The sequence below is a fragment of the Pseudobutyrivibrio ruminis DSM 9787 genome (genome assembly GCF_900218035.1).
GTDB lineage: Bacteria > Bacillota > Clostridia > Lachnospirales > Lachnospiraceae > Pseudobutyrivibrio > Pseudobutyrivibrio ruminis.
On record NZ_OBMR01000006.1, the window covers coordinates 25220 to 37594 of the forward strand.

At 41.5% G+C, this 12375-nt stretch carries 11 protein-coding genes; all 11 read right to left on the minus strand.

Annotation, left to right across the window (positions count from 1 at the left end; genetic code table 11):
• Positions 1 to 13: 13 nt before the first annotated feature.
• The 11 genes from CRN97_RS06575 to CRN97_RS06625 all read right to left on the minus strand — a co-directional run bounded on the left by CRN97_RS06575 (position 14) and on the right by CRN97_RS06625 (position 12372).
• Positions 14 to 1135 (minus strand): ABC transporter permease, encoded by a 1122-nt coding sequence (locus tag CRN97_RS06575; RefSeq protein ID WP_097076289.1) that lies wholly within the window; start codon positions 1133 to 1135, stop codon positions 14 to 16.
• A 2-nt stretch (positions 1136 to 1137) separates the two neighbouring features.
• Positions 1138 to 2379 (minus strand): ABC transporter permease, encoded by a 1242-nt coding sequence (locus tag CRN97_RS06580; protein ID WP_097076290.1) that lies wholly within the window; start codon positions 2377 to 2379, stop codon positions 1138 to 1140.
• A 4-nt stretch (positions 2380 to 2383) separates the two neighbouring features.
• Positions 2384 to 3049: a heme ABC exporter ATP-binding protein CcmA gene (gene ccmA / locus CRN97_RS06585; protein ID WP_044935398.1), complete on the minus strand. Its 666-nt coding sequence runs from the start codon at positions 3047 to 3049 to the stop codon at positions 2384 to 2386.
• Positions 3049 to 4122 (minus strand): hypothetical protein, encoded by a 1074-nt coding sequence (locus CRN97_RS06590; RefSeq protein WP_143483249.1) that lies wholly within the window; start codon positions 4120 to 4122, stop codon positions 3049 to 3051. The genes ccmA and CRN97_RS06590 overlap by 1 nt, the downstream gene beginning before the upstream one ends.
• 8 nt (positions 4123 to 4130) lie before the next feature.
• On the minus strand, positions 4131 to 5654 hold the full coding sequence (locus CRN97_RS06595; RefSeq protein ID WP_097076292.1) for an MBOAT family O-acyltransferase: 1524 nt from the start codon (positions 5652 to 5654) through the stop codon (positions 4131 to 4133).
• Between the two features lie 198 nt (positions 5655 to 5852).
• Positions 5853 to 7130, minus strand: coding sequence for an O-acetylhomoserine aminocarboxypropyltransferase/cysteine synthase family protein (locus CRN97_RS06600; RefSeq protein ID WP_033151909.1), 1278 nt, complete (start codon positions 7128 to 7130; stop codon positions 5853 to 5855).
• Between the two features lie 116 nt (positions 7131 to 7246).
• Positions 7247 to 7864, minus strand: coding sequence for a superoxide dismutase (locus tag CRN97_RS06605; protein ID WP_097076293.1), 618 nt, complete (start codon positions 7862 to 7864; stop codon positions 7247 to 7249).
• 849 nt (positions 7865 to 8713) lie between these two features.
• Positions 8714 to 9889 carry a DegT/DnrJ/EryC1/StrS family aminotransferase gene (locus CRN97_RS06610; RefSeq protein WP_330400095.1) on the minus strand — a complete coding sequence of 392 codons (1176 nt, stop codon included), beginning with the start codon at positions 9887 to 9889 and terminating at the stop codon, positions 8714 to 8716.
• Between the two features lie 187 nt (positions 9890 to 10076).
• Positions 10077 to 11603: a murein biosynthesis integral membrane protein MurJ gene (murJ, locus tag CRN97_RS06615; protein ID WP_097076294.1), complete on the minus strand. Its 1527-nt coding sequence runs from the start codon at positions 11601 to 11603 to the stop codon at positions 10077 to 10079.
• Positions 11604 to 11615: 12 nt separating this feature from the next.
• Complete coding sequence (locus CRN97_RS06620; RefSeq protein WP_052169716.1) at positions 11616 to 11987, minus strand: EamA family transporter; 372 nt, start codon at positions 11985 to 11987, stop codon at positions 11616 to 11618.
• The gene (locus CRN97_RS06625; RefSeq protein WP_097076295.1) at positions 11980 to 12372 is read right to left on the minus strand and encodes a DMT family transporter; all 393 of its coding nucleotides are present in this window, start codon (positions 12370 to 12372) and stop codon (positions 11980 to 11982) included. The genes CRN97_RS06620 and CRN97_RS06625 overlap by 8 nt, the downstream gene beginning before the upstream one ends.
• Between the last annotated feature and the right edge of the window lie 3 nt (positions 12373 to 12375).

Genomic DNA, 12375 nt, shown 5'->3' on the forward strand with positions numbered 1-12375 from the left:
ATCTTCCTCCCTCTCACTTCGAGTGTCGTTTGATGGTATTAATTATATACCATAAAATTAAAAAAGCAATACCATAAATTAATAAACTTTTTAAATAGTATAAATCATGGATGCTATATAAATAGTGGAATGTTGGGCAAAATCGCTGTAACATACGGCCTTCTTTGAAGTCGATGAACACAGGCGAAAGCATTGCCGATGCCATGATAAGAATCGGTGTAACGATTCCAAGTCCCTTAATGCTGTGAATGATTTCTCTTATAAAAATAGCCACCACGATGACCACAAAATCATATGCAGCAATGGTCGCAATCTCTCTTCCCAAGGATGTGAAAACACCTCCCCAGTACAAGCCAACAAGTACCATTATTGTCGGAATAAAAATTATAACTAGATAATAAAGCAAATCTCTGAGTATAAAGAACCTTGTCTTCCACCAGATAAACAAGCCGTTTGCCTCATCCTCAAGATAATACATGGATGCTGCGATTCCACAAAGGAGAAGCCACAGTGCCAGGATTCCACGAAGAGGCATCATCAGATAATTAGTATCTTCAGATGAATTGTCTGTGCCATCAACATAGCCCATCTCAAAAAGATTGCCATTAATCTCATAATTGTCATATGTTTCGATGATATGATTCAACTGGTCCTCGGTAGGATTATCACCGTACACATTTTTTGAAATATAGTAAATAGCCATTTGTCTGGCGATCATAGGATAAACTCTGCTGGAGAGAACCTCCCTGCCAAGCATGTGTGTAAGACCACTTTCACGGATAACAATTTCTATCTTTGTTTTGGTCTTGCCCTTTGTTGCCATGTTATCCACAAGGGCATCCAAATCCTCGGGCACAATCCACCCTTCGGTAAGCTGCTGTGACTCAACATCCTTCACCACTGCATCTGCATCGTCATAAAACTTAAAGAGCAAACTGCCTGGATTGGATTCTAAATTCTCTTTCAGCCATTTGGAGCAGCTGTCATCACCTGGGATGTAGACGCCAATTGTCATAAGCCCCGATGGTGCAGCACTCATAGCATTTAGCATGAGCACCATCAATGGTACCACCAACAGCATGGCTATATAACTTTTCTTTTTTAATAACCTTTTTAATAGTAGTAAGTATTTCATCCTTATTTCATCTTCTGTCTTCTTACAACCATTGCAATTCCAAGGAATGCCACGGTGTAAGCGCACATAATCCAAAAGTATAATCCTGTCTCATCGTCGGTAATCACACCGCCCATGTATGAAAATGCCACACCTGACGGAATGAACTCGCCAATTCTTTGGACGATTGCAGGGAAGAATGTCTTTGGATAGAAATATCCAGACACGTATCCCATTCCAATGTAAAGCATAAATGCCACCAGAATTTTGTTGATGACACCTACAAGGATTTCAAAAATCATGAAGCCTAATGCAGCAAACATGATGGATACTGGAAGCAATTTGCCTGCAATTTCTCCTAATGTCTTCATCAGATTTACATCTGTCTCCACAGAATCCAGCACGCCAATATGAATAGCCGCTGCCATCAATCCAAATATCACTGCCATGCAAATGATGTTGATGGTCAAAAATGGGATATACTCACCAAGCACCTGGGCTACTGCACCGATGCCCTTTGATTTCATGAACCTGATTCTTCCATCCTTTTGGCCAAGGAAAAATGAGATGGCACAGAATGAAAGCAGAAGCATGAAGAACAAGAGTATTCCGAGGAAATAGTAGGCTGGTGTAGATAGTCCATCGGAAAGACCAAGCTCTGTGATTTCTGCCACATTGGTTCTGACGATTAGTGCCGAAATATATCGCATAAACAAATCGTTTATTTTCTCGGAGCGATAGTTTTTATCGAAGCCCTCTTCCTTCATCAACTGCCTGAGGGTAAGTATGCCTGTCTCGGAATAAATAATGATGTGAGTTGCAATTGATGAAATCTCGTCCATCATTACATTTGAAATGCCCTTTTGGCCGGATGTGGCATAGTATTTTAACTTAGCATCGTTTGTCATTGCATCAAGCGCATTGCTGAACTCCTCCGTAATTACGATATAGGCAGAAATATCAGCGTTTCTCAAAGCCTGCTTGGCAGCCTCTTCATCATCGTACTCCACCAGCTCAATCATGTATCGGCTCTCATCAAGGGTGCCTACCATGTAGATTCCAAGGCTTATCATTTCATCGTCAGTATCACCAACAACACCTAACTTATAGCGCTGCTGCTCAGATGCATAAGTGTCGCTGTAGATAAGTGCATACCCTGTTACGGACAGCAAAAAAGCCACCACTAAAATCATTGCGAGTATTCCGGGTAGCAGTTTAAATATTCGTTTATATTGAATTAGCAAATAATCTTTAAACTTTACCATAACTCTATAATCTTCCTATCAAATGAGGAATGTCCCCGTCATACTTGTAAGGCACAAGCTTGCCTTCCTTAAGGATGAAGCATTTGTCGCAGAGCTCTATCTCCTGCACCTCGTGTGTTGCAATAATCAAAGAACCGCCCTGGCGCTTGAACTGCTCAAAGTATGTGTAGATTCTTTCTTTGCACACCAAGTCAAGAGCCGCTGTTGGCTCATCCAAAAGCATAAGCTTTGGATTGGAGTTAATAGCGCAGCCGATTGTGAGACGCTTTTTCATGCCGCCTGACATTTGATTTACAGGAACCTTGATGAACTGGTCGATTCCAAGCATTGCAAGAAAACCGTCCTGAAGCTCCTTCTTCAACTTGTCAGGTTTGTACCACATGCGCAGATTGTCCCAGGCGGTAAGCTCTGTAATCAGAGGTGTCTCTTGCGGAACGTATGCCACAAGCTCATTTCTTAATTTTGTATTTTTCAGCAAATCCTTGCCATCAATATTGAAAAAGCCAGAATTAGGCTTTTGAAGTCCCGCTAGAATTGTAAGAAGTGTAGATTTTCCACTACCATTCTCCCCAAGGATTCCCACAATCTCGCCAGGCTCTACCGTAAAGTCGATACCTGCCAAGACTGTGTGCTTCCCATATTTCTTTTTAACATTCTTTATTTCAATCATTACTCAAATAGCCCCTTGTAATTGTAGGTTGTGTAGAAATCAAGCTCTACATTAATGTATTCCTCGTAGTTGTCCTTTGTCAGTTCATCTGTGCCAGAATACATCCAACCTAAGATCTGTGAATTAATCCAATCACCATGATGACATTCATCCCTGTAATTGTCCAGATTTGTTGTAACATCAAACTCATTATTAAATGAGAATAGATGGATATTGTCGCATTCAAGCATTAGCTCGATTGCATATTTTTCCGCTGCTATCCATCTTTGAACTGTTCCAAGCTCATTTTGTGAGCCCCACCATGCAATAGAGTATGGTGTGAAATAATAGTAAAACTGAATGTCCGGATTTTCCATTGCAAGCTGAACAACATTCTGTGTGATGTTTTCCTCAACCTGCTGCTTTACCTCATCAACAAATGGCTCTCTAGAGGTTGGCTCCGCAAATTCGGTTCTATCTCCCAAAACTACATCAGCTCCAAACTCCGCTGTGTCCATCCAGTTGGCATAATCATCGAAGCTTGTGATGCCTGCTTCTTTTCCAGCTGCTGCATCTGTAAGCATTGGTATGCAGATATCGAACAGTACCTCTTTATTGAAGAAATAGTTTACGTCATTGAAGATATTATCATCATATAAGTAATCTGGATAATCTCCCAAATCATCACGAATCCTGTTTGCATCATCCATAATGTAGGAATAATCCAGGGGACGAATCACAAGCTTAAGGTCTGGATTCACTTCAATGGCATTTGCAATATTGTCGTTAAGCTCCTTGTAAGTGCCACCAGCAAATGTGGTCTTGATTGAATTAACTCCAAACAGTTCATCCACTTCGCTAGTCTTGTAATTTTCCGCCATGGATGTGCCAATCACCATAGCATCATAATCGAAGTGCTTGATGATTCCATCGTTTTGGCTTCGCTCATTATTCAATTCGTAATAAAGGCCTGAAAGGGGTCCGTGATAATGGAAGTATGGATCTACCACAATAATCACACTGGCAAATCCCACCATCAATATCATCAATACCGCAAGCATAGCGGCCATCCATCTTTTACTACTTTTAAACATATATAATCCTAAAAATTAAAATATAAAAATGTGCTGATTCCGCTAAGTGAGAAGATGCTGAGGACAATCAAAAATGCCGTCCAAAGCATAGTGCTTATCTTTAGCTGGAACTCCTGCATCTTTTGGTTTGAATTCTTTGCTCCAAGCACAATAAACAGTGCAAGGAAATAATAGATTCCAACATATATAAATGGAAGTGAATTTGTAAGCGCTGTTCCATCCAGGAAGTATTTCAACACTGGTGTCTGGAATGCGCTAAGGATATTCACATCGATGTTGGTGAAATCTACGTATAAAATCTGCTTTATAAACTCAATTGCATCGCCGATTGTATCTGCTCTGAAAAAGATAAGTGACATAGCAAAGAATACCTGTGTCAGCATCCATCCAAGGGCAGGGTGCATTTCATCGAAGGTCTTTTTGTTCATGCGAGTGATGATAACAAAGATACCGTTTAGCACGGACCATACTACAAAGGTCCACTGGGCACCATGCCAGAATCCACTGAGCAAGAATACGATGAAAAGATTGAAGCATGTCCTTAAATTTCCACGGCGATTTCCACCAAGAGGGATGTACACATATCTGGTGAAGAATCGACCAAGAGTGGCATGCCAATGATTCCAAAAGCTTGCAATGTTGAGCGTCTTGTATGGGCTGTCAAAGTTAACTGGCAAATCTATGTTGAGCATCTTTGCAAGGCCTGTGGCCATGTCGCAATATCCACTGAAGTCAAAATAAAGCTGGAAGTAATATGCAATCATTACAAGGATTGCGTTGGTAGCCTTCAAATCTGCCACCTGAGTGTAGCCCCAGTTTACGGCCACACCAAACACATCTGCTATTAATATCTTTTTACCAAGACCCATGGCAAACATATAGAAGCCCTTTGCCATATTGTCCCAATCCACAGTCTTTTTGCTTGTATTTAATAGCTGCGGAATCATCTCATCATGGGTAACGATTGGGCCGGCAACCAGCTGTGGGAAGAAGGTGACGTAGCAAGCATATGTAAGGAAATCATACTTAGGCACCTGTCCTCTGTATGTATCCACGATAAATGAAATCTGCTGGAATGTGAAAAAGCTGATCCCAAGAGGAAGAGCAATATTCATAAATGGCCAGTCAGTTTTAAATATCGTATTTACGTTATCAATGAAGAAATCCATGTACTTGAAATAAAAGATTATCCCAAGATTTACTGCCACGCCAAGTATCATAACTGGTTTGCAGGATTTCAGATAGCCTACATTATCTATAGTTACTGAATCCAACTCTGAATTCATTGTAGTCGCTTCGAGTATGGCACCGTTTTGCAATCTTTTCATCCACAGGTAAAACAGGTAATTTACGATTACGCTGGAGATGATAATCAGCAGGTACCCTGGATTGAAATATCCATAAAACCACAATGACATTCCAAGCAGAAAAACAAGACCAAGCTTGTATCGCTTAGTCTTATTAAGTAAAAAATATCCTAGTATGCAAATTGGTAAAAAAACAAAAATAAAAATATAAGAATTAAATAACATCTACTTCTAACTCCGCAAGTTACGGATACAAGCATCCTAGGTTTTCAATGTAGGTTACGGATACAAGCCTTGGTATTGCTTCGTTCCGAGATTGGTCACTTCAGCAACACCAAGAGCTTGTCTCCTACCTACTTTCTTAACACTGAGAGCTTGATACCTACCTGCTCATCTAAATATTATATTTTTTATTAACCACGGTTAGTGGAGAGCCTGGGCGATATCTGCGATGAGGTCTTCGCTGTCCTCGAGGCCGCAAGATACGCGGATAAGGCCTGCTGGAATGCCAGCTGCCTCCAGCTGCTCATCTGTCATCTGACGATGTGTAGATGTAGCTGGGTTTAAGCAGCAGCTTCTTGCATCAGCAACATGTGTCTCAATAGCGATGAGCTTGAGCTTCTTCATGAATGATTCTGCTGCAGCTCTGCCTCCGTTGAGCTCGAATGAAACTACGCCACATCCTCCGTTTGGAAGATACTTCTGAGCCATCTCATAATATTCATCTCCCTCAAGGTTTGGATAAGTAACCTTCTTTACCTCTGGGCAAGACTGAAGGAATTTTGCAACAGCAAGTCCGTTTTCAGCATGACGAGGCATACGAACGTGAAGTGACTCTAATCCAAGGTTGAGAATGAATGCGTTCTGTGGAGACTGGATGCTTCCAAGGTCACGCATGATCTGAGCTGTAGCCTTTGTAATGAAAGCTCCCTCTTTACCAAACTTCTCTGCGTATGTGATTCCGTGGTAGCTGTCATCTGGAGTGCAAAGTCCTGGGAACTTATCAGCATACGCCATCCAGTCAAACTTTCCTGAATCTACGATACATCCACCAACGCCTGCGCCGTGGCCATCCATATATTTTGTAGTTGAGTGTGTAACGATATCTGCGCCCCACTCAATTGGACGGCAGTTTACTGGTGTTGGGAATGTGTTATCAACAATAAGTGGAACGCCATGAGCGTGTGCCACCTTTGCAAATTTTTCTATATCTAAAACTGTAAGGGCTGGGTTTGCGATGGTCTCACCAAACATTGCGCGTGTGTTATCCTGGAATGCTGCATTCAACTCTTCCTCTGATGCATTAGGTGAAACAAATGTAACATCAACACCCATCTTCTTCATTGTAACAGCGATAAGGTTGAATGTACCACCATAGATTGATGAAGATGCAACGATATGACTACCGCACTCGCAAACATTGAATAATGCATAGAAATTGGCTGCCTGTCCGCTGGATGTAAGCATTGCAGCTGTACCACCTTCAAGTGCTGCGATTTTTGCAGCTACGTAGTCGTTTGTAGGATTCTGAAGTCTTGTATAGAAATAGCCTGATGCCTCAAGGTCAAAAAGCTTTCCCATATCCTCACTAGTGTCATACTTGAAAGTTGTAGATTGTACAATTGGAATCTGTCTTGGCTCACCATTTCCTGGTGTATAACCTGCCTGCACACATCTAGTTCCAATTCCCTGCTTATTCATGTCTTGCCCTCCTGAAATACTAAAATACAAAAATGGAGTATGCGGTGAATAGTAACATTATTTCACCACATACTCCTAAACTTTACCATATTAAAGCGGCATTTTAAATATTAATTCTATCTAATTATTTCATCATAACGGGCTGAAACCTTGGACCAGTCAAGGACCTCCCAGAATGCTTTGATGTAATCTGGGCGCAAGTTTTTGTACTTGAGGTAATAAGCATGCTCCCAAACATCAAGTGCAATGATTGGTGTCCAGCCTTTGCCCTCTGATAATGGATTGTCCTGATTCAAAGAATTCGATGCATGAAGCTCACCTGCAGAATCAACTGAAAGGAAAGCCCAACCCGAGCCAAACTGAGCTGCTGCAAGCTTTGAAAGTTCTTCCTTGCAAGCTTCCACACTGCCAAAAGCTTTGTTTACTGCATCAGCAAGCTTGCCTGTTGGAGCCTTTGCAGCATCAGGAGAAAACATTTCAAAATAAAGATTATGATTATAATATCCGCCACCTTGATTTCTGATACCCTTGCGCAAAGTCTCATCTGAAATCTTATCTAAGTTCGCAAGCACTTCTGCTGCTGGCTTGTCCGCCACACCAGCTTTAGCTGCAAGATCATTGAAATTGTTTGTATAGGTTGCATGATGCTTGCCATGATGAGTTTCAATTGTGAGCTTATCAATATATGGCTCCAAAGCATCTGTTGCATAAGGCAATTTGATTTGTTCGTACATGTGTATTCTCCTTTCGTGTTCAGCTGGCTTCCGCCAGTCCCTTTGGATTTGTATACACATTTTAACATATTGCCTACGCAATTATAATCAAATCTATGTAAAATGTTTCTATAACTTCTTGCTGACAGAAAAATGAAATTGTCAGCAAGAATCCTGCTTTGCAGGACAAGAAAATAGATGAATCTATTTTCTTGGTATTTACGATTTCTGTTTTTCTGATGAAAAACAGAAATCTATAGTTTAGCTAGCTTTAGGCTCGCCATATTCTCTGACGCTCCAAAAGTATTGAATTAATCATATCCAAAGATTTAATACCTGAAATGCTGTATTTCCAGCACATTTTGGGCTTCAAAAGTATTAAATCAAGATAATTTTTCATTTTAATACTTCAACTCGCCATTTTAATCGCCATTTTTAACAATATGGTAAGTATCCCAGTATTAAAATTTCTTTTTCTTCAATTTCAATACTTTTAAAGCTCTATTTCCATCAAAAATCACTGATTTCACGTATTAAAAAATGAAATCTCCTCATTTCAATACTTTTCATTTTTCGCCAAGTATTAGAATTCAATATCTTGCTCTTTCAATACTTCACACACCTGCCCTCGCAAACAAACAGCCCTCGCCAAACACAGCGCTCCCCCCAGCATTACATTAACCCTGTGGCTTCGCCACAGTCCCAGTTTCAAGCCTGCTTGACCAACATTTATCTGCCAAAAGTTATGAAGTCAAGGGAGCGAAGCTCCGTAGGCTTGCCCTTGACTGAAATAACTTGGCAGATATGATGTGTCTAGCAGGTTGAAGCAATAAAAAAACACCTCAGCCTAAGCTGAGGTGCCATTTATCATTACTCTGTATAAGCGTTCATTGCGTCGATAACCTGGTTGATTTCGTCATCTGTGAGCTCTGGGAACATTGGAATTGTTACGCCGTGCTCTGCGAGGTCCTCGGCAACTGGGAAGTCGCCATGCTTGTAGCCGAGCTTGCCGAAGCATGCCTGCTCATGCATTGGAACTGGGAAGTAAACGCCTGTAGCGATGCCCTTTTCTTCCATGTACGCTCTAAACTTTGCTCTGTCGTTTACGCGAAGTGGGTAAACGTAGAAGATATGCTCATTGAAATCAGCAACTACTGGCTTTGCAAAAGCAGTGTTTATAATCTTTTCATTGTAGATTGCTGCGATTTCACGGCGGCGAGCGTTCCAATCATCAAGATGTGGAAGCTTAACTGAAAGCATTGCTGCCTGGAGTGCATCAAGACGAGAGTTGAAGCCTACAAGGTAGTTGTAGTACTTTGGAAGATTTCCGTGGAAATCAACCTTTGACTCGTCGAACTCCTGACCGTTTAATCTAGCGTATGTGTAAGCGCCGTTGAGGCCTGAACCATGAACGCGGAAAGCCATAGCAGCCTTATATAAGTCTTCGTTACTTGTAACGATGATACCAGCATCGCCTGCTGCACCAAGGTTCTTTGTAGGGAAGAAGCTGACGCATGCAATATCACCAAGTGAGCATGTGCGACGTCCCTTATACTTAGCGCCTGCAGCCTGTGCACAGTCTTCGATAACAAGTGCGTTGTGGCTGTGAGCAATTCTGCAAATCTCATCCATATCTGCAGCCTGGCCGTAGATGTGAACTGGAATAACAGCCTTTGTCTTTGATGTGAAAGCAGCCTCAAGCTTGCTTGGATCCATTGTGTAAGTCTCTGGTGTGATGTCTACAAATACTGGAGTTGCACCAACCTGAGCAATTGCCTCTGCTGTAGAAACAAATGTCATAGCTGTTGTGATAACTTCATCACCTTCGCCAATGCCGGATGCAAGAAGTGCGATTACAAGGGCATCTGTACCATTGCCTACACCTACTGCATACTTTGCACCACAGTATGATGCAAATTCATTTTCAAAGTTCTGAACCTTTGGTCCTAAAATATATCCGCCTGAATGAAGCACCTCAAGTGCTGCTGCATCAAGCTCATCCTGAAGAGACGCATACTGTCTCTGCACATTCATTACTGGTATCATAATTTCCTCCTTTATATGAGTAGTCAAGCTTATCCAAAGTTTACATGCTCCCGGAGGCCACCTTCCATACTTCGCAAGGCAACCTCCCCCTGCGGGGTTCCTTCCTAGCTTGCATGGAGCCTTCCTCCTCGCGCTTACCTACTATATCAAAAGCTTGACTAAAATGACAAAATACATTGTTCATGTGCTAACGATGAAGTCGGCTCATCACTTTACCTTTAACGTACTCAACCTCTTCGATGCGCATCATCATGAGGATGACGATGTAGCCACCAATGCCGATTACGGCTGAGAGGCCAAAGATAAGGATGTTGCTATCAAATAAATGCTTCATCAAAAGCACTACGATGACTACAAATATAGCTCCTGGAATCTGCTTAAGCAGAACAGGTATGTGTTCAAGGAATCTGTAGTTTTTGATATGGCGCTTTAGCATCTGCGAGTTAATCAAAAAGTTGACTGTCAAGCTGATGGAGCTGGCAATCGAAATGCCCATAACTCCAATAACTCGTGACAGCGCAATACTAAAGATGATGTTGGCGCCCACTGCGAAGATTCCTGAAATCATCGCGCGCTTGGTGTCCTTAAAAGAATAAAGTCCTCTTAAAATAATATCACGTACGCCCATACTAGTAAAACCAACAGCGTAACCGATGAGAGCTGCGCTTGTAAGGGCAATCGATTTCTCGCCGAAGTTACCACGTCCAAAAGCGATAGTAACGATTTCCTTTGCACACATGCATGTGACAAGTGTGATTGGAATCATGATGCATATCATAACGTTGATAGCCTTTTTCATGGTATCGATAAGGCTATCATAATCACCCTCAGCTGTATATGTGGAGAAGTTTACATATAAAACATCTACCAGGTTGTTTACCAGGATGATAGTTACGAAATCTTCCAATGATACTGAGTATGATAACGCTGATACATTTCCGTGGCCAAGGCCTGTGGAAAGAGCACTATCAACAAGCTTGTTTATCTGTGAAACGGAGTTGCCGATGAAGAGTGGCACCGCCGTCAAAAGTACGGTTTTAATCTCGGGCACATCCTTGAATGCTACGAAGGTGAACTTGAAATATCTGCGTCCACGAATCAAAAGTAATGAGCCGAAGATGATGTAGCTTAAATACTGGGCAATAATCAGCGATGTAACTGCCTGTACATTGTAAAGAATCAGGATACACAGGATTGTTGTGATACTGGTGATTGCTGATTCTGTACGACTGACTACGAAGTCTTTGTTGGCGTCCATCATAGATGTCCAAACCAATGTGACTACCGCGAACAGGAAGAACGGATAGCAAATCTTAAGATATTGCTGTAAGTATTCCAGCTCTGTTGGTGTGTAGCCCTGGCCAAGTGCTGATGCAATGTAAGGTGTGATCATGTAGACAATCAGCAACACGAAAAGCACTACCGGAAGCAAGATTTCAAGGCATGCACTCATAAGTCTTGATGCTGCATCCCTACCTCGCTGCACCAGGCAGTGAGTGTAAATGCTTACCAGTGAAATGGTGATAGCCCTGATAAAAGCTGACGATAGCGTGCCTACAAAATTGAAGGCTACAAAATATATATCTGTTTCGAATGTTGTGCCGAAGAAATAAGCTATGACCATTTGCTTAACAAAGCCAAGTAGCTTAAAGCACAAAGTAAGTATCGTAATTACGATAGTTGTGCTTACGATACTTTTTGTTTGTTTACTCATATTTAATTCCTATTAGAAAAGTGATGTTATTGCTGTAAGAATCTCTGAACCGAAGCTCGCAATAACGATTCCTATAATGATTACGCATAGTCCTGTGGCTTTCTTGGCACCAATTTTCTCACCAAGGAATATTTTTCCTAAAACAGCAACCCAGATATAACCTGTTGCCTCAAGGATTGGTCCAAGTGAAAGTGGTACTCCCTTGTAGCCGATTACTGAGCAAAGTGATGCTCCAAAGAACACGATGTATGCTCCCATAACCATTGGGTTTAAATACTCTGCGATTTTGCTTGGGTATTCTTTTTCAGCAGCCTTCTTTAAAACGATTTGTGAGCAAGAGGCGATGAATGTTCCTGTAAGCATAATTAACATAAATTTATTCATTGCTGCTTACCTCCTCTTTGCTAGCTTTTCCGTTGACTTCCTCATCACCGCTAACAACAAGGTAAACACCGATGATAACAACGATTGCACCGATTACCTTCTGAAGTGTAATCTGCTCGCCAAACACAACAAAGCCCCAAATGAGGCCCCAGATTGTTGTTGCAGCTTTGTTTGCATATGTAGTGATAAGTGGCAGATGCTTTAAAACCTGCTGCCATGCAATAGCGTAGAATCCAAGGATGCAAATAACTATTCCATAGAAAAGAATCCACTTTGGACTAAGGAATTGGTTCTGTGATGCAAACTTTGAGCAAATGCTATTTACCGAAAATATCAAAATAATTACATGTAAAATGGCAAACCACTTTATAGTATCTTTCTTCATATT

Excerpts from the sequence above, each read along its gene's own strand:
- CRN97_RS06595 (WP_097076292.1), bottom strand. The coding sequence starts at position 5,654 with ATGTTATTTAATTCTTATATTTTTATTTTTGTTTTTTTACCAATTTGC.
- CRN97_RS06590 (WP_143483249.1), bottom strand. The coding sequence starts at position 4,122 with ATGTTTAAAAGTAGTAAAAGATGGATGGCCGCTATGCTTGCGGTATTG.
- ccmA (WP_044935398.1), bottom strand. The coding sequence starts at position 3,049 with ATGATTGAAATAAAGAATGTTAAAAAGAAATATGGGAAGCACACAGTC.
- CRN97_RS06620 (WP_052169716.1), bottom strand. The coding sequence starts at position 11,987 with ATGAATAAATTTATGTTAATTATGCTTACAGGAACATTCATCGCCTCT.
- CRN97_RS06610 (WP_330400095.1), bottom strand. The coding sequence starts at position 9,889 with ATGATACCAGTAATGAATGTGCAGAGACAGTATGCGTCTCTTCAGGAT.
- CRN97_RS06580 (WP_097076290.1), bottom strand. The coding sequence starts at position 2,379 with ATGGTAAAGTTTAAAGATTATTTGCTAATTCAATATAAACGAATATTT.
- CRN97_RS06600 (WP_033151909.1), bottom strand. The coding sequence starts at position 7,130 with ATGAATAAGCAGGGAATTGGAACTAGATGTGTGCAGGCAGGTTATACA.
- CRN97_RS06625 (WP_097076295.1), bottom strand. The coding sequence starts at position 12,372 with ATGAAGAAAGATACTATAAAGTGGTTTGCCATTTTACATGTAATTATT.
- CRN97_RS06575 (WP_097076289.1), bottom strand. The coding sequence starts at position 1,135 with ATGAAATACTTACTACTATTAAAAAGGTTATTAAAAAAGAAAAGTTAT.
- murJ (WP_097076294.1), bottom strand. The coding sequence starts at position 11,603 with ATGAGTAAACAAACAAAAAGTATCGTAAGCACAACTATCGTAATTACG.
- CRN97_RS06605 (WP_097076293.1), bottom strand. The coding sequence starts at position 7,864 with ATGTACGAACAAATCAAATTGCCTTATGCAACAGATGCTTTGGAGCCA.